The following is a 17031-nucleotide window of genomic DNA, read 5'->3' on the forward strand; positions in this document are numbered from 1 at the left end:
GACGGGCTGAGATGGCGTCTCAGTCCCATCTTTTCATGTCAAAACAACGAAGTAAATGAATCGTTATTTACCCGCATATGATTTCCAGTAATCCTGAACCTCCTGCGCAAGCCCTTGACGGTCAATCTTTCCAACCAGGTACTTTTGCATGGAAGCCCCGGTCTTAGCCCAGTAATCCTGTGGCAAATAGTTGATTACACCGATGTTGACAGTCTTTCCTTGGTCTACATAGCTGCTTACGGCATCTGAGATAACGTTGCTGCTTTTGGCCTTAAGATCCTTGTAAGGCATGGATAGCCCCATTTTAGTAATGATGGCGTCCTGTCCCTGCTGGCTTGTCAATGTCCATTCGATAAAGGCTTTTGCCGCTTCCTGCTGCTCAGGCGTTGATCCGGAGTTGTCAATAGCGAACAGCTTAGGTTCGCTGTAAGCCACTTGAGAGTTGCCGAAATCGTCCGGATTATTACTGATTGGCAACGGAATGATACCGAATTCTTTATCGCGGCCTTCCAGTGTTCCAATTACAGCCCAGGTCCAGTCTCCCATGAAGTAAAATGCGGAAGCTCCCTTTGCAAAATCTGCGCTGTCTTTATTGTAATCTGCGACTAGCGGATCGCTTTTCCGGGCATTGTACTTCTTCAGCAGATCAAAGGTGTCCATGAGGCCGGTAAATTGCGGATTGTCTGCAAGACTGATTTTCCCATTCTTCAGTTCTTCCACAAATTTGCGATTGTCATCTACCTTTTGCGACTGTAAAGAATAGGTCAGTCCCAGATAATGGGCTCCTAAAGACCAGTCCGCTCCGTGAATCATCACAGGCGCCGTACCTCCGGCTTCGATCTTTTTGAAAAGCGCTTCCAAATCGTCGCGCGTCTTTACCGTTGCGGGATCAAAGGCCCCCCCAATGGCTTCCTCCACCGCCCGCTTGTTGTACAGCAAGCCGTACCCTTGGGCCGTCCACGGAATACCAAGGAACTTCCCGTCGAGCAAAGCGCCTTCAATAGCACCCGGTTTGGTCAGCCCTTCATATTTGGCCTTGTCCGACTCCAAGTCGAGGAATTTGTCCTTATATTGCAGAATGGTTCCCGGATCGAGGTTGGCAATAGTAGCAGGATTTCCCGAGGCCAGCAGCGATTGGAACTTCTCAAGCTGCGCTCCTCCAATCGGTGTCGGAATGAGTTCAATGGTCACATTAGGATTCAGCTCATGATACGTCTTAAATAGCTCCTCGAACACAGTGTTGGCCTCGGCAGAGGTATTAAAGAACGTAAGCTTGACATCCTTGGCTGTCTGCGTTTCTCCCTTCGCCGGCTCCCCGGTTGCTGCCGCAGAGTTGCTGGTAGAATTGCTCTTGGAACATCCGGCCAACAAACTGAACACCAAAGCCAAACAGATTGTGAAGCTTGCTCCCTTTCTCATTTTCAAATCACTCTCCCCTTACATTCTGTTTTGAATGCGCATTCATTTGCGATGCACCTTTATATTAACCGGTTAACATGTTTGTGTCAACGGGTTATCATAATAAAAAATCAGGGTCTAAATAAATCACCCCTCACTACAGGGGCTGCTGCCCATGCATGAAGGGTGATTGCTTACCCGGCCGTTACAACCGTGCTTGTCTTAAGAAAAATGAACTTCAAATAATCTGGCCGTTTGCCCTGGTGGAAGGGAGACGGTTAGAATGCCTTCCGTCTTGTCCCAGCTCCATTCCGAGCGGTGCTGCTGCGGATAGGCGCACCTTACAGCCGCCTCCTGCCCCTTCAGCTCGTCGATTGGCAGCTTCACCTCAGCTTCCTCTCCGGCAATCCGCCAGACTGCGAGGTAGCGCAGATCGCGGTGGCGCAGGCCAAAGCTGACCCACTGGCCTTCACTGTCCGGCAGGCCCAGCGGCCAGAACGGAGTCGCCTCTCGGATATGCGCGCGGATGGATTTGTAATAATCCAGCGCTTCCTTCACCAGCCCCCGCCGCCGTGGCGAAAGCTCGGCTAGGTGGCCGCTCTGGTGTACACGAAGCAGCAGTGCGTTGACCATGTTGAAGATGACCTCTTCATCATCCCCCTCGCGCAGCGGATAGGACCACACCGCGGATTGTTCCGGTGTGAGGGCCATCGGCGAGCCTGCGGCAATCGCCGCGTACTGCACGTAGTCCTCCTGATCACTGGTGGACTGGATGCTGTGGAGGCTGAGCATGGCATAATCCATGCGCATGCCGCCGCTGGAGCAGTTCTCAATGACCAGATTCGGATAACGGGCAAAGATGCTGTCCAGCCAGGCCAGATAAGCACGGTTATGCTGCAGCAGCCCATCGCCGAAGCTGTCTGCGTCCGTCTCTGTACCGATACCGGCATTGATATTGTAGTCCATCTTGATGTAGCCGACCCCGTACTCCTCCACCAGCCTTGCAATTATACTGTCAGCATGCTGAATGACCTTGGGGTTCCGGTAATCGAGCTGATAGCGGCTGCGGTCCTTGACCCGCTTGCCGTGGCGCATGAAGAACCAGCTATCATCCGTCTCTGCCAGCTTCGGACTGTTGATTCCCATAACCTCCAGCTCCAGCCACAAGCCGGGAATCAGCCCTTTGCTGCGGATGTAATCCAGCACAACCTTAATCCCTTCCGGGAACCGCTCAATGGAAGGCTCCCACTGGCCCACTCCATCCCACCACTCTCCGGGCGCATACCAGCCCGCGTCGATGCAGAAATATTCGCACCCGACATCGGCGGCGGCATCAATCAGGGGCAGAAGCTTTTCTGTTGTCGGACTTCCCCACAGACAATTCATATAATCATTAAAAATAATCCGCAGCAGCTCGTTATCCTCATTCGGACGGCGGATAATCCGGCGGTAGGCGGTAAGCTGCTCCGCCGCGCCCTGGATGCCTCCCTGGACAGCTCCGACGGCTACCGGGACGGAGATGAATTCTTCTCCCGGCGCGAGCTTCAGCCACCAGTGGTTGTCATGCTCGGTCGGCCCGCTGACCAGCAGCGTAAGCTGGTCGTATTGGTCGGTCAGCTCCCAGTGCCAGGAGCCATTATGCTCGATCTGCCAGAACAGGCTGCTTCCGCTTTCCTTGTTGTGCAGAATTGCCATCGGCAGCAGCTCTGCCGCCGACCAGGAGCCTGTGCTGCTGGCGGCCAAACGCTTCGAACCCCGGTCAGCCAGATGGGACATCCCCAGCTCCGGCAGCCGGTAGGTCCGCCACTGCAGCTCGCTCTGCCAGCCGCTGTGGGCAAGCGTAACCTCAATTTTGTCATTGCGGTCACCGCTGCCCTCTTTATCCACTCCCGTAAGCGCAAAGGTCGAGAGGTATTCTACGGCAGCTTCAGCGGTCCCTTCGTTCTTCAGTACCGTCCAGCAGCGTACCGTCTGCACGCCGTTATAGAACTGCAAATGCTGTACCGCTTGAATAGCGGTTACCGGATCAACCAACGTGATCTCAAGCTTGCGACCAAGCGTATTCACTTTGTCATGATGGCCGCCATATACCATCCGCAGCCCCGGATACGACGCCCGGTGCGTACGCCCGTGATATTCAGCCCGGTCCTCCCCCGAGAGCTGCAGCTCCAGCAGGCGGAATCCCGGCTTAATCTTGTCCGCAATTACGCCCGCCTCCAACGGCGCTGCACCGAAATGCAGCAGGCGCACATCCTGCTCTTCCGTAATTTCAATTGTAAGATAAAGTCCGTTCTCGGCAATCTCAATGAGCTTGCTGTCCATAAATAATTCGGCCTCCTGACAAATGTTGGTGTCTCCCCTGATTATAAGGTCTTCCTTTGTATTCGTAACTGAAGATTTTTATAGCTGTTGTACAAGTGAAGAAGTAGCGGAGGGGAAGTTTGGAATTGGAGGAGCGTAGCGTCCGCCTTTATGTTTGGATTTCTACTGCGGCCAGCAGTTTAAATCAGGAAATCCAAACATAACAGCGGCCGGAAATCCAAACATTCCCCGCAGTTACGACAATTCACTTACCCTCTGCTTTAAAATTATAGTTACACAACAAAGGACGGCCCCCCGGTAATGAATCTTACCTTCAAGGCCGTCCCAAGATAAATGACTAGACTTTACTGCTGAGCCGAGCCGAATTGAATCCAGGCTTTTTGAATTTCGTCGATGGCTTGGTCTTTGGTTTTGCTGCCGCCGATATAAGCCTGCATCAATTCACCGAATTTCTGGTGGAACGTATCCAGCGAATAGTTGACCGACAGGTCGCCGGATTTCTCGGTTTTGAGGATTTCGTTCATTTCCTTAGGCATCTGCAGGTCAGGCATTGGGGCATCCTTGATCGGCGGGATAACCTTAGCCACTGTGGAGAACCAGCTCTTGCCGTAGTCGGACGTGTACAGCCAGTTGAAGAAATCAATTGTTTCCTTGACTACAGGGGAATCCTTGTTGATGCGCAGCGCCTGGTCCGCACCGGTGATAATCTGGGATTGCTCTGGTTTGTCACTTACCGGATAACCTGCGATGCCAAGGTCAAAGTCAGGGGTGATTTTCTTGATCGCTTCCTCATCCCATGCGCCTTTCCCGGTCATAAACGCTGCTTTGCCAAGGGCAAAGTCACTGACTTCAGCATTGCTGTCGCGTTCCAGAGGCTTGTCTGTTCCGTGCTTCACAGTAGTGTCAATGAAGTTGAAGAAGTTGTTGTACAGCACCGGATGATCCTTGAACGTGGTTTTGCCGGCGATAAAGTTGCCTACAAGCGTCTTGGCGTCAATTCCGGCATCCGTAGCAGCCGCATCCACGAAGTGCTGGAAGATGTGCTTCCAGACCCACCATTCCTTATAAGCGTTGGCGAACGGGGTGATGCCCTTGGCTTCCAGCTTGGTGATGGCATCGTCCATTTGTGCGGTAGTCTTTGGAACCTCAGTGATTCCTGCATCGGCCAGCAGCTTTTTGTTATACATCAGGACGAACAGGTTGCCTTTGACCGGAAGTCCCAGCACTTTGCCGTCCGAGGAGGTCATATTGGAGCGGACCGCATCGGTCATTGCTGCTGCCAGCGGTTCATTCGTCAGATCGGCACTGTATTCGGCAAAGGTGTCAATATCTCCGCCGGCTGTAGTCTGGAATACGTCAGGTGTGCTGCCTGCGGCAATTTTGGATTTGAGCACCGTATTGTAGTCCGCCTGCATAATTTCCAGATTGATGGTTACATTCGGCTTCACTTTTTTGTATTCGGCAATGTAAGCGTTGAAGGCATCGGTGTACTCTGGAGACGCAGTGAACATATTAATCGTGACAGGCTTGGAGGTATCCGTAGCTGTATTTGCCGCTGCATTTGTTCCCCCTGCGTTGTTAGCGGCATTATTGGTGTTGTTGCCACCGCAGCCAGCCAGTAGTCCGCCTGCAAGCAGCAGACTTGCGGATAATGCCATAAATCTTTTACCCTTCATGATGTTGCCCCCTTTTCCTCATGTTTCTTGTGGTCTTGGTGCTATTTTAAATAAAAAGAAAAAGGATAAGAATGTACATAAGTGATCTTATAAGGGTAAAAAAGTGTGCTGATGTAACCGTTTCACTTTTCTCCCTCCAAGTGCAGCAGCCGAAATTCAGAAGGTGAGCATTCATAGTAATTGCGGAACGCCTTGCTGAAATAGTTCTTGTCCTTGTACCCCAGCATCTCGGAAATATCCTGAATCTTGAGCGCCGGATCGGACAGCAAATCCTTGGCCTTGTCCATTCTGACCTTCTGCACATACTCATGAATTCCATACCCGTATTGTCCCTTGAACAGCTTCATCAAGTATTCTCTGCTCAGGAAATATTTATCCGTGAACAGCGATATCTTAATATTCTCGAAATAGTGGTTATCAATGTATGCTTTAATATTTTCCAGCACACTGCTGCGGTCTCCGGCCAGCGATCTGCTGATTTCTCCGGCGTACACATCCAGAATGTGGCTCAGCACTCCCTCGAATTGGCCGAAGGCGGCAAAATCACTGAGAATACCAAGCCCGCGCAGCCCCTTGCTTTTGCCGCTGCGCAGCCGCTCTGGAACCGCCTCAAGCTGAGTGGCGATATCCCCCAGCAAAATGATGAATTCCTGAATCCGCCGGTCGGCTTCGCCCAGGCTGAAATACTCCGCGGCCTTCCACTTCCGTGTGAATTCGCTGAGAATGCTCTTGGCGTGGTTGACATTCCCGCTCTCCAGAGCATTCAGAATCATCGGCATCCTCCCTGTCAGGGAAGGGCTGTCCTTGACAACCGGCTTCGTATTTCTGTCTCCTGAGACCGTATTCTCCTTCAGATTCAGCAGATCAATCCCATCCAGCGCGGCTTTGGCATGCTCGTAGGACGGGGCAATCTCCATCACATCGCTGTAGGACTGCCCGATACCTCCCGCACAGACCATGCCGAACAGCTCCTTCAAGGTAGAAACTGACTTCTTCATATGATGGAGCGATAGAAACGCCGCGTCTTCCCCGTAGCTCCCCTTCAAGGTGAAAATCGCAATGAACTCCCGCTCGCTTCTGGGGCTGGCGAAGCTGAAGGCCTCGAAATGACCGTCGCTGTTCTCGTTGATGACATTGGTTACGGCAAAATGCAGCAAATCCCGGTCCTCATGGAACCGGTCATGGCGCACCTGCTCCAGATTCAGCATCCGCAGCATGCCTACGGTAAAATAATTGCCCGGTGTGTCCGCACCGATCAGCGGCAGAAAAGCTTCATTGGACTGATTCTTGAAGCTGCGCTCAATGATAGAGAGATACATCTTCTCCTTCAGCTTGGGAAGGGACATGTTCAAGGTAATGTTGCGGCTGATGAACTCGCTCTCCTTCTTGCGTTTGGCTTCCAGCACATCGACCGCCTTGCGCAGCGCGGCATTCAGATCATTCCGGTTCACCGGCTTCAGCAGGTAATCCACCACCTTGGAGCGGATGGCCTGCCGGGTATATTCGAAATCGTTGTAGCCGCTGATCACAATCAGCAGCAGATCAGGGAATTCGCGCTCGGCAATTTGCAGGAGCTGGCTTCCGCTGAGCTCCGGCATCTTCATATCCACCAGCGCCAGGTCAACCTTGTGCTGCCGCAGAAGCTCCAGCCCCATCTTGCCGTCCGTCGCCTCCAGCACCTGATCAACACCCAGTCCCTTCCAATCTCCAAGAATATGAATGGCCTCGCGTAGTGGCTCTTCATCATCAATAATCAGTACCTTGTACATGTTGTCCCAGCCCTCCCCGCGGTAACCGCATATCCATTCGTGTGCCCTGCTCATCGCTGGCAATCGTAAGTCCCGCCTCTTCTCCATATAAGAGCTTCAGGCGTGTATTCAAATTTTTAAGACCGATGCTCTCGTCCTTCTCTTCGGGTTCCCCGCCGCGGTCTTCCCACTGGATCTGCAGTGAGCTGAGCACCTCTTCAAGCCGCTCCGGGCGGATGCCCGGCCCGTCATCCAGCACAGAGATTACGCTGTGAGTAGGTGTAATATGAGCCTCAATCCGAATTGTAACCGTACTGGACACCTTCTCCAGCGCATGCTTGATGCAGTTCTCTACCAGCGTCTGAATCGACAGCTTGGGAATTCTCAGCGCACGCAAGCTGTCATTCCAGTCATAAGCCACCTGCATGCGGCTCCCGAAACGGGCCTTCTGCAGTGCCAGATAACGTTCAATATGCTTCAGCTCCTCACTGGCCTGCACCACATCCTTGCCGCTGATGCAATACCTCAGGGTGAGCGCCAGATTATCGACCATTTCAACGATATCATCATTGTTATTCTTGAGCGCCTTAGTGGAAATCGCTTGCAGTGCATTGTACAGAAAATGCGGATTGATCTCGGCCTCCAGCGCCTTGAGAACAGCGTTTTTCTCGACAATTTTCATTTTATAGCGCTCGTTGATCAGCTCGTTTGTCCGCTCCACCATCTTGTTGAAATGGCGGGACAGATACGCAATCTCGTCATTCCCCTCCACCACGGCTTCGGCATCGAAGCTGCCGGTGCTGAAGCGTTTCATCTGCAGGGACAGATGCTTCAGCGGACTGGTGATTTTGTTGGAGGTGAAGCTGACCAGAATAACGGACACAATCAGGAACAATAGACCAATGGAATAGCTTAATAGGCGCGTGGTGGTCGCCGCTTCATAGATTTGTTTGTACGGAATCGGCTTGATGAGCTTCCAGCCTTCTTTTTTGCTGATGTCATAGATCACCAGGTATTTCTCCTTGTTGTAGGACCATGTCACCCGCCCGCCGAGGGCCGGCGTAAGCAGCTTAAGCAGCCCCGCAGCTTCACTGTTCCGGTAAAACTCCGGATTATCCACCACGAACGGCTCATTGTCCGGGCTGACATACATCAGATGCTCCCCCGTGCTGAACGGAATATCCTTCATGATCTCATCCGTCACACTGGAATTGAAATACAGCGACAGGACCGCCTGCGGCTCCCGGGAGACAATCGAACGCAGCAGCCGGTGATAGCCCATGAAGCTTTTATCGGAATTCACGGGATAATCCGCACTTTTTTCCAGCTCCGATCTGTCTTTGACAAAAGACTGGTACGAACGGTTAAAGGGGCTTGCCAGCGCACGCTTGTACCACGAAAGATTCTCAATGGACGGATGCTCGGCCTCCCGCACGGTAATATTATAGTTCTCCTTCGTGACATAATAGTATTTATGCTCCTTGATCACATACAGGTAGATGGCCTCCAGATCATTGCGGGAAAAATACAGATTCTTCAAATAATCCTCCACATACATCTTGGACGCGTAGTCCTCCGATTCATGCAGGAGCGCATAGTTGAACTCGTCATAGGAAATTTGCGGCAGGGACAATTGCCCAATGCCGTCCAGGTAGCTCTCCAGATTGCGGCCGACCAGAAGCAGGTTGTTGCTCGTGCTGGAGATGCTGTTGTTCACCGATTCCTTGCGCAGCATTCCATAGGAAATGAACGTGAGCGAGGTCACGACCAGGATGATAATGATCGTGAACAGGAGTATGAGCTTATTCGCCAGACGGCGTGAAATCCGCTCCAGCAAAGGCTCGAACAGCTTGTACAGAGTTGTTTTGATGATGCATGGCCTCCTTCTCGCATGAACTTTGAGGGACAAGGTTCAGTTCACCTTTTTACCCCTAAGTGTACTCTTAAATCCATTTTTGAGTATAGGGGTCTGCTCTATAATACACAATATAGACTAACCGGAATGGTTATGTGTGGCAAGCTAGCACAATACTCCCACCACCCTATTAACAAAGAAGAGGTGCAACCATGTTAAAAACACTCGGCAGAAAATGGCGCGAAAAACTGGACTTCGGGCTGTTCACACTCCCCGTTCTGATCTGTATCGCGATTGCGTTCTACATTCCGTTTGTGATGACCATCCGCTACTCCATGACGAAGTGGAACGGGATCTCCAAGCATCCCAAATTTGTCGGCCTGGATAATTTCCAGCAGATTTTTACGGGGGACAGCAACTTTGCCAATTCGGCGTGGTTCACGATCAAATACGCGCTGCTCTACATCGTGATTGTGAATGTGCTGGCGATTCTGCTGGCAGTACTGCTCGATATGAAGCTGAAGTCCACCTCCTGGCTGAGAGCGGCCTTCTTTATCCCTTATATCCTCAGTCTTGTGATTGTCGGCTTCATCTGGAAATTCATCTTCATGCAGGGCTTCAACTCGCTGGGCGACAGCACAGGCTGGTCGATCTTCGGCCTAAGCTGGCTGGGGACGCCGGGGCTTGCTTTTATCTCCATATTAGGGGTTTCGATCTGGCAGTCCATCGGCTTCTATCTGGTGATCTATATTGCAGGCCTGCAGTCCGTGCCGGACGATCTCAAGGAAGCGGCCACCGTTGACGGCGCCGGTCCTGTGCGGAGATTCTTCAGCATCACGCTGCCGCTGCTTGCTCCATCCATCACGATCTCGGTCTTCATGGCGCTGACCAACTCCATCAAGGTGTTCGACGTCATTCTGTCGCTGACCGGCGGCGGTCCGGGGGGAACTACCTACAGTATCGCTTACGATATTTACCGGGATACCTTCCAGAACAATCTGTACGGATATGGTACAGCAAAAGCGCTGATTCTGTTCGTGGCCGTCCTGGTCGTGACAGTGATCCAGCTTACAGTCTTCAAACGGAGAGAGGTTGAGGCATAATGAAAACAAACAACAGCAAAGCGGGCCGGATCATTCTCGAAGTTGTTCTGGTGCTCCTCTCCCTTGTGTTCCTATATCCGCTGTTCCTGACGATTATCAACTCGTTAAAAAGCTTCAGCGAGGTCATGACCGACGTAATCGCTCTGCCGAAGCATCTAACCTTCAGCAACTACTCATACGTATGGAAGTTCATTAACTATCCAAGATTGTTCCTGAATAACTTTGTCATTACCGGCCTTGGCCTGCTGGGTATCGTGTTCATCTCCTCCATCGCAGCCTATAAGCTGGCACGGACAAAATCCAAACTGAGCGGCGTCATTTACTTCCTGTGCATTATGCCGATGCTGATTCCGTTCCAATCCATCATGCTGACCGTGCTCCAGACTGCTAAGAACCTGAATCTCTCGGAAAGCACCTGGGGTCTGGGACTGCTGTATTGGGGCTTCGGCGCTCCACTGGCGGTATTCATCTATCATGGTTTTGTTAAGGGGATTCCGACAGAAATTGATGAAAGCGCCACGATTGACGGGGCTTCCAGCTTCCGGCTGTTCTTCAGTGTCATCTTCCCGCTGCTCAAATCGGTAACGACAACCATCGTCATCATCGACGTGATGTGGATCTGGAATGACTTCCTGCTCCCGCTGCTGATGGTTAACGGCTCGCCGGATACGAAGACTCTGACACTGGCCGCTTACACGTTCGTAGGGCAGTATACCTCAGACTGGCAATATGCAATGACCGCTATGGTTATGGCTGTGCTGCCTTCCATCATCGTGTTCATCTTCCTGCAAAAGTACATCGTGAAGGGTGTTGTCGCCGGAGCGGTGAAGGGCTGATCTTATTTGTAGAAAAACATTAAAACGGCTGCGCCGTCCTTAACTGGACAGCGCAGCCGTTTTCGGTTCATCGTAGAAAAAGCGTCAGACGTTGCCTACCCAGTCAACGTCACCCGGTAGACCGGAATTGCCGTAACGCTGTGGAAGACCGCCGTTGCTTCACCGGTGAACCGTTTCTCACCCGCCATAGCAGCGCCGGCGACAACAGTCATCACCCCTTTGCGCAGCGGTGTGGTCTCCAGAACGATTTCCCCGTTCTGAATCGTATCCCGGAAGCGGGACAAGCCGAGCTCCCAAGGGAGGCCGTTGTAGAAATGGTCATGGAATAATTGGCCTTCAGCGAAGGCATAGCCTACATTGCCCGTATAGTCGATGCTGAGAAGCACATCCTCGACACCCGCCAGCGCATCCGGAGCGATGTGCAGAGCCAGCTTATGCTCATGAATTCGCTGCGTCTTAAGCCCGATTTCCTTCACGGGCACCTCCAGATCATAGCTCAAAAACCACTCGTCTCTCCGCTGCGCGATGGAGCAGGCAGCCTGCGCCGTCTTCCATTCGGGCACAGACACAGCGCCCGTACCCGCGTACTCCCGGAAGGAGAAGCTGCTCTGGCCGGTGCTGAAGAATTCAATGCCTTCCGCCGTTTGGACCAGAGGGATTTCTGAGAATATAATCCTTGTAGACTGGCCGTCCTTTATTTCCCACAGGGCCGAAGCTTCCTTCGCATTCATCACGTAAATGCGAAGCTCCTTGGCCCCGGCCCGGGCAATACGGATCATCGCAGAGCCGTCATGCGGGATCAGAACGGAGTAGCTCCCGTCCGCTTCCTTCTCCACGGCTCCGCTGCCGGCTGTCAGGCCGGTGATTCCCTGCCCACTAAGAAGAAACTCCCCGTCCACGCCCTCCGGCATGGAGAAGAAATAGGTGGCTGCTTCGGCAGTCTCCACCATAGTTACCGGCTGGGCTGTAGCATAGCGGAGATTCAGCCCAGCCAGCGCGAAGTTGAACGGGAAGATGAAGGAAGCGTTCCTCCGCACAGTAAGCGAGCTTTTTCTCGGGAAGCTAAGCGTCTCTTCTGCCAGCTCCACCTCAAACCGGACATCCTCATGCGTATCCATCTCTACATGATCCTGATAGTTATTGACGAACAGGAACCCGGCCTTACCGTCTGTGCGGACCGCGTACCGCAGCGTATGCGAATCCTCAGGGGGAATGGATACCGCACCTTGCGGAATCACTGTTGCCATAGGCATTAGGCGCTCTGCGAACTGGCGGAGAAAATAATGCAGCGGACGCAGCAAATGATTAGAGTCCCGAATCTGTCCGAATTCACCGATGGGAGCCTGAAAGTCATAGGTGATTCGCGGTGTGGTGCTCTCATTCAAATATCCTGTCTTCCCTACCGGATTCGTGCCTCCGTGAAACATGTAATAACCGATAAAGTTGCAGCCCCCGGCAATTTTCATCAGGCTCATCGCCATTACACTCTCCGGCTCCACCTGGAAACGCGACAGGTACCAGGTCTGCATGCCTCCACCCATCTCACAGCAGGCAAAAGGATATTTCGTTCTGCGGTACGGCGGGTTGTACTCCCCGGTCTCGCCCTGATCGTCATGATAATTCATGAACACATACTCCGCTGTCGGCTTCTGGTCAGGATTCTGCTCGCTGATGCTCCAGGGGGTATAGGCATAGCCGCCATACAGCGGAAGCACCTCATCCTCCAGAAATGGCGCATCCCCCCAGCCTGTGCTGGTATAGATCGGTGCATCCATTCCAGCTTCGATGGCATATTGCTTCAGAATGCGCATATGCTCAGATCCGGCTTCGCCGCCGATTCCGCCGCTTAAGTATTCATCACCCTGCTTCGCGGTCAGCTCCCACAGGGCAGCGGCGGCGTTGAACTCATTCTCAAGCTGGATGCCGATCACAGGTCCGCCGTCCTTGAACATCAGCCCTGCGGACTGAGCCCCGATCTCATGGAACAGCCGGCGGACATAATGCAAGTAGCCTTCATCATTGGAGCGGACATCAAACGCGCGTCCGAACAGCCAATCCGGCAGACCGCCGTTGCGGACCTCCCCGTGGCAGAACGGGCCAACACGGAGAATCACATACAGCCCGTTACGCGCGCAGAGCCGGATGAATGCCCGCAGATTCCGGTTGTCCTCCCATTGGAAGGCTCCTTCAAGCTCCTCATGATGGTTCCAGAAGATATAGGTAGCTACAATATTAATGCCGGACATCTTCATTTTGCGGATTTCCTTCTCCCAGTCAGCTTCTGGATAACGGGAATAATGAAACTCGCCGCAAACGGCAAAATAAGGCTTGCCGTTCAGCTCCATATAATAATTGGTGAAGCGGATTTGATCGCCCTGGGGATTGCTTCCACCCAGCTTCAGCGTTGACGGATAGATGTCTTTCGGGGAAATTCCGGCCATTATTTTATATTCCATGATCAAATCTCCTTTCTTCTGAAAGACAAAAAACGGGCTGCCCCAAAGCTATGCCTTGGAGCAGCCCGGAAGCCGTTACATAAGCTTCACTTTCAATTGGTTATTTTTTTTGAGCAGCAAGGAAGGCGTCGATTTGGGTTTGCATTTCAGCTTGAACCTTGTCAATGCCAGCGGATTTCAACTGCTGAATCAGGTCGGCTTGACCTTTGTCAATATCAGCAATCAAACCGTATTCGAGCGGAATAGCATAACGCAGCATTACGTTGCCAATGTTCGCCACTTCGTTCTTCACTTTCGCGGAGTCGAAAACAAAGGTTTCCAGCGGGAAGTGGTAGATGCTGGACTGCCAGCTCTTGAACATATTGTCAGCTTCTACAGGATAAGAAGCATCTTGACGGTTCAGCGAAGAGTTCCAGCCCCAGTTCGAGAAGCCGGTGTAGTTGGTAGCTGCAGGACCAGCAGTGTACTTGTCATCGCCTTCAGGAATGTAGTTGGTTCCGGCAATGCCGTACATCGTCAAATCATGAATTTCCTTGTCATTCTGCAGAAGATCAATCAGCATCAAAGAACGCTCTGCATTCTTGGAAGTGGCATGGATCGCCATACCGTTCTGGGTTGAGATAGCGGCAATCTTCTTCTTGTCCGGAGTAAGGTCGGCGATTCCCAGCTCTACATCCGGTTTGTCGCGGCGCATTTCAGCAAGGTTAGCCGCTACAGTTCCGAGGTTGTGGGCATAGGAGGAGACTTTGCCTGCTTTGATATCCTGCCATACATCGTTTTTATTGCTGACTACGTTTTTGGACCATGCGCCGTTGTCGGCAAGATCTTTGTAATAGGTAAGCAATTGTTTGAACTCAGGAGTGTCGTAGATGTCAAATACTTTACCGGATGCATCGTCCAGCTTGTAGGCCAGCGGCAGCAGGTTCGGATCTACCAGGTTGAAGTTGTTGTTCTGCTCAAGCAACGTCTGGTCAAGCTCATGCCATTTCCAGCCATCGGCAGGTTTAGCACCGTAAGCCGTAATGCCTTTTTCGTTCTTAGCAACCGTTTTCAAGTAATTGGCATAGGTTTCAGGACTGTTGATTTCCGGCAAATTGTATTTCTTGCGCAGGTCTTCACGGTAGAGCACTACTTTGTCGGTTACCTCAACATTGTTGTTCGGAACCATGTAGAGCTTGCCATCCACTTTCGCCTGCTCCCAGGAAACCTTAGGCATGGCTTCCCAAGTTTTCGGCATGTACTTGGACAGCATGTCATCTGTCAGCTCCAGGAATCCGCCTTTGAGCGCCTGATCGTTATACAGTGCCCAGTTCGCAGTGTACACAAGGTCGAAATCCTCGTTGGCGGCAAATTTCAGCGGGTACTTCTGTGTCCAATCGGACCAATCAAGGAATTCCACATCCACAGTAGCATTGATTTTTTCTTTCAGTTTTTTGTTCAGCTCACCGAATACTTTATCGTAATCGCCAGGCTGACCGCCAATCAGCAGCATTTTGAGTTTGACTTCCTTGGAAGTATCAGGAGCGCCGGAATTCGTGGCTGCTCCCTCCGTAGCCGTTGCTCCTGCGTTGGTTGCTTCCGCAGATGTATTGTTGCTGTTGCCGCCTCCGCATGCACTTAGAACTGTGCCAAGCATCAACACTGTCGCCAGCGTAGCTGTTAGTTTCTTTTTCTTGTTTGTCATGACCGATGTTTCCCCCTATCGAATAGTTGGTTGGTTATATATTGATAACCAGGTTGCCCTGAGATTATCCTTTGACAGCACCTACAGTGAGCCCTTGCACAAAGTATTTTTGAATGAAGGGATAAGCAAGCAGGATAGGGCCTGTGGCTACAATGGTCATCGCCATCTTCAAGCTTTCGGTTGGCAGATCGGAATTCACTACCGCTCCGGAGGCCATCATTGCCTTGCGCATGCCATCCATATTGCCCAGCATTTTGTAAAGATAGTATTGAAGCGGCATCAATTCGGACTTCGAAATATAGAGCAGCGCGTTGTACCAGTCGTTCCAGTAGGCAAGGGCGATGAACAGGCCAATGGTCGCCAATGCCGGCTTGGACAAAGGCACAATCAACTGCAGGAAAATCCGGAAGTCGCCAGCCCCATCAATCTTGGCGGACTCCGTAATTGCATCCGGGATGCTGCTCATGAACGACTTCATGACGATAATGTAGAAGACATTGAGCATCATCGGCAGAATCAACACCATCAGTGTGTCTTTTAGATGAAGAAAGTTGATGATCAACAGATACGAAGGAACCAGACCACCGCTGAACAATGTAGTGAAGAAGAAGAAAAACGAGAATTTTCCACGCCATTTAAAATCACTCCGGGACAGCACGTAAGCCGTCATGGAAGTTAGAAACAGGCCGAGCACAGTGCCGATTACCGTAACGCTGATCGTCACACCGTAGGCTCTGAGCATTTCAGCCGGATATTTGAACAGCAGGCCGTAGGCTTCCGTCGAAAATTTCGAAGGGATGAGCTGGAATCCTTTCTCAATAATTGTGCTCTCCTCGCTCAGAGAGGAGGACACCACCAGAATGAAAGGAAAGATACAGAATAGGGCAAGCACCGTTAGTGTCGTGTATCCGATAATGGACAGCACCAGCCGGTCTCTGTTGGGCTTGCGTACCTTTTTAGTTTGGATATCTGCTATTGTACTCATGGCATTTCCTCCTTTTCTTAGAATAGGGCACGGTCTTTATCGTATTTACGCACAGCATAGTTAGCCAGCAGGATCGTTACAAAACCAAGCAATGATTGATAGAAGCCGGCCGCAGCGGACATACCAATCTCATTTGAAGTTGTGAGCGACCGGAATACGAAGGTGTCAATAACGTCGGTGGATGAGAACAGCAGTCCATTATTACCGACCATGTTGTAGAACATCCCGAAATCTCCACGGAAGATATTGCCGATCGCCAGCAGAACCAGAATGATTACTGTAGGGAATAAGTTTGGAATCGTAATTTTCATAATCCGCTGGAAAATATTCGCACCGTCTATTTCGGCTGCTTCATACATTTCCGTATCAATGCCGGTGATTGCGGCCAGGTACATAACTGTTCCGTAGCCCAGCGTCTTCCAGGCGGACACAATCACGAGTATAAATGGCCAATAAGCAGGTGTATTGTAAATGTCAATCGGCTGCATGCCGAGACCTTTCAGCAATACGTTAATGGTACCAACATCGAAGTTGAACAGGTTATAGGTAATCGCTCCAACCACAACCCAGGAAATGAAGTAAGGCAGGAACAGCATCGTTTGTGCCAGCTTCCGGAACCATTTTCCAGCTACCTCGAACAGCAGGATCGCTGCAAAGATCTGAATCACGTTGTTTACAACGATAAAAGCTATATTGTACAGCGCCGTGTTTCGTGTTACGCGCCAAGCGTCACCGGAACCAAAGAAAAATCTGAAGTTGTCAAATCCATTCCATGGGCTGCCAAAGACACCGCCTGTGTAGTTATACTGCTTAAACGCCAGTATAATCCCCCCCATTGGAACGTAGGCGAACAACAGGAAAAATAATACCGCCGGAGTCAGCATCAGGAGCAACGATTTATACTTCTTCACATCATCCCAGAATCCATGTTGTTTCTGTTTCATCTCGAATCCCCTTCCTTTCACTAT

Annotated in this window: 11 protein-coding genes; 2 read left to right on the top strand and 9 right to left on the bottom strand. The window is 51.5% G+C overall.

Annotated elements, in window-relative coordinates:
- Positions 1-63 precede the first annotated feature (63 nt).
- The 5 genes from B212_RS0116825 to B212_RS0116845 form a co-directional block, all read right to left on the bottom strand.
- Positions 64-1419, bottom strand: coding sequence for an ABC transporter substrate-binding protein (locus tag B212_RS0116825; RefSeq protein WP_019912100.1), 1356 nt, complete (start codon positions 1417-1419; stop codon positions 64-66).
- Positions 1420-1620: 201 nt separating this feature from the next.
- Entirely contained in the window at positions 1621-3720 is a 2100-nt protein-coding gene (locus tag B212_RS0116830; RefSeq protein ID WP_019912101.1) for a glycoside hydrolase family 36 protein, read from the bottom strand.
- Between the two features lie 344 nt (positions 3721-4064).
- Complete coding sequence (locus tag B212_RS0116835) at positions 4065-5396, bottom strand: ABC transporter substrate-binding protein (protein ID WP_019912102.1); 1332 nt, start codon at positions 5394-5396, stop codon at positions 4065-4067.
- Between the two features lie 122 nt (positions 5397-5518).
- A complete protein-coding gene (locus tag B212_RS0116840; RefSeq protein ID WP_019912103.1) occupies positions 5519-7165 on the bottom strand; it encodes a response regulator in 1647 nt (548 codons plus the stop codon).
- Entirely contained in the window at positions 7143-9053 is a 1911-nt protein-coding gene (locus tag B212_RS0116845) for a histidine kinase (protein WP_019912105.1), read from the bottom strand. The genes B212_RS0116840 and B212_RS0116845 overlap by 23 nt, the downstream gene beginning before the upstream one ends.
- Before the next feature lie 158 nt (positions 9054-9211).
- Here B212_RS0116845 and B212_RS0116850 point away from each other — a divergent pair, with 158 nt between their 5' ends.
- Both B212_RS0116850 and B212_RS0116855 read left to right on the top strand, forming a co-directional pair.
- The gene (locus B212_RS0116850; RefSeq protein ID WP_019912106.1) at positions 9212-10102 is read left to right on the top strand and encodes a carbohydrate ABC transporter permease; all 891 of its coding nucleotides are present in this window, start codon (positions 9212-9214) and stop codon (positions 10100-10102) included.
- Positions 10102-10938, top strand: a complete 837-nt coding sequence (locus tag B212_RS0116855) for a carbohydrate ABC transporter permease (RefSeq protein WP_019912107.1) — start codon at positions 10102-10104, stop codon at positions 10936-10938. The genes B212_RS0116850 and B212_RS0116855 overlap by 1 nt, the downstream gene beginning before the upstream one ends.
- A 95-nt stretch (positions 10939-11033) precedes the next feature.
- Here the strand turns inward: B212_RS0116855 and B212_RS0116860 are convergent, their stop codons facing one another.
- The 4 genes from B212_RS0116860 to B212_RS0116875 all read right to left on the bottom strand — a co-directional run bounded on the left by B212_RS0116860 (position 11034) and on the right by B212_RS0116875 (position 17007).
- Positions 11034-13394, bottom strand: a complete 2361-nt coding sequence (locus tag B212_RS0116860) for a beta-galactosidase (protein WP_019912110.1) — start codon at positions 13392-13394, stop codon at positions 11034-11036.
- A 100-nt stretch (positions 13395-13494) separates the two neighbouring features.
- Positions 13495-15078 (bottom strand): DUF3502 domain-containing protein, encoded by a 1584-nt coding sequence (locus tag B212_RS0116865; RefSeq protein ID WP_019912111.1) that lies wholly within the window; start codon positions 15076-15078, stop codon positions 13495-13497.
- A 64-nt stretch (positions 15079-15142) separates the two neighbouring features.
- Positions 15143-16063, bottom strand: coding sequence for a carbohydrate ABC transporter permease (locus B212_RS0116870; RefSeq protein ID WP_019912112.1), 921 nt, complete (start codon positions 16061-16063; stop codon positions 15143-15145).
- A gap of 17 nt (positions 16064-16080) precedes the next feature.
- On the bottom strand, positions 16081-17007 hold the full coding sequence (locus tag B212_RS0116875) for an ABC transporter permease (protein WP_019912113.1): 927 nt from the start codon (positions 17005-17007) through the stop codon (positions 16081-16083).
- Between the last annotated feature and the right edge of the window lie 24 nt (positions 17008-17031).

The sequence above is a fragment of the Paenibacillus sp. HW567 genome (assembly GCF_000374185.1).
GTDB lineage: Bacteria > Bacillota > Bacilli > Paenibacillales > Paenibacillaceae > Paenibacillus_AQ.

Bases quoted from the DNA above. Each gene is read 5' to 3' on its own strand.
- B212_RS0116860 (WP_019912110.1), bottom strand. From the start codon at position 13,394: ATGGAATATAAAATAATGGCCGGAATTTCCCCGAAAGACATCTATCCG.
- B212_RS0116825 (WP_019912100.1), bottom strand. From the start codon at position 1,419: ATGAGAAAGGGAGCAAGCTTCACAATCTGTTTGGCTTTGGTGTTCAGT.
- B212_RS0116830 (WP_019912101.1), bottom strand. From the start codon at position 3,720: ATGGACAGCAAGCTCATTGAGATTGCCGAGAACGGACTTTATCTTACA.
- B212_RS0116865 (WP_019912111.1), bottom strand. From the start codon at position 15,078: ATGACAAACAAGAAAAAGAAACTAACAGCTACGCTGGCGACAGTGTTG.
- B212_RS0116870 (WP_019912112.1), bottom strand. From the start codon at position 16,063: ATGAGTACAATAGCAGATATCCAAACTAAAAAGGTACGCAAGCCCAAC.
- B212_RS0116875 (WP_019912113.1), bottom strand. From the start codon at position 17,007: ATGAAACAGAAACAACATGGATTCTGGGATGATGTGAAGAAGTATAAA.
- B212_RS0116840 (WP_019912103.1), bottom strand. From the start codon at position 7,165: ATGTACAAGGTACTGATTATTGATGATGAAGAGCCACTACGCGAGGCC.
- B212_RS0116850 (WP_019912106.1), top strand. From the start codon at position 9,212: ATGTTAAAAACACTCGGCAGAAAATGGCGCGAAAAACTGGACTTCGGG.
- B212_RS0116835 (WP_019912102.1), bottom strand. From the start codon at position 5,396: ATGAAGGGTAAAAGATTTATGGCATTATCCGCAAGTCTGCTGCTTGCA.
- B212_RS0116855 (WP_019912107.1), top strand. From the start codon at position 10,102: ATGAAAACAAACAACAGCAAAGCGGGCCGGATCATTCTCGAAGTTGTT.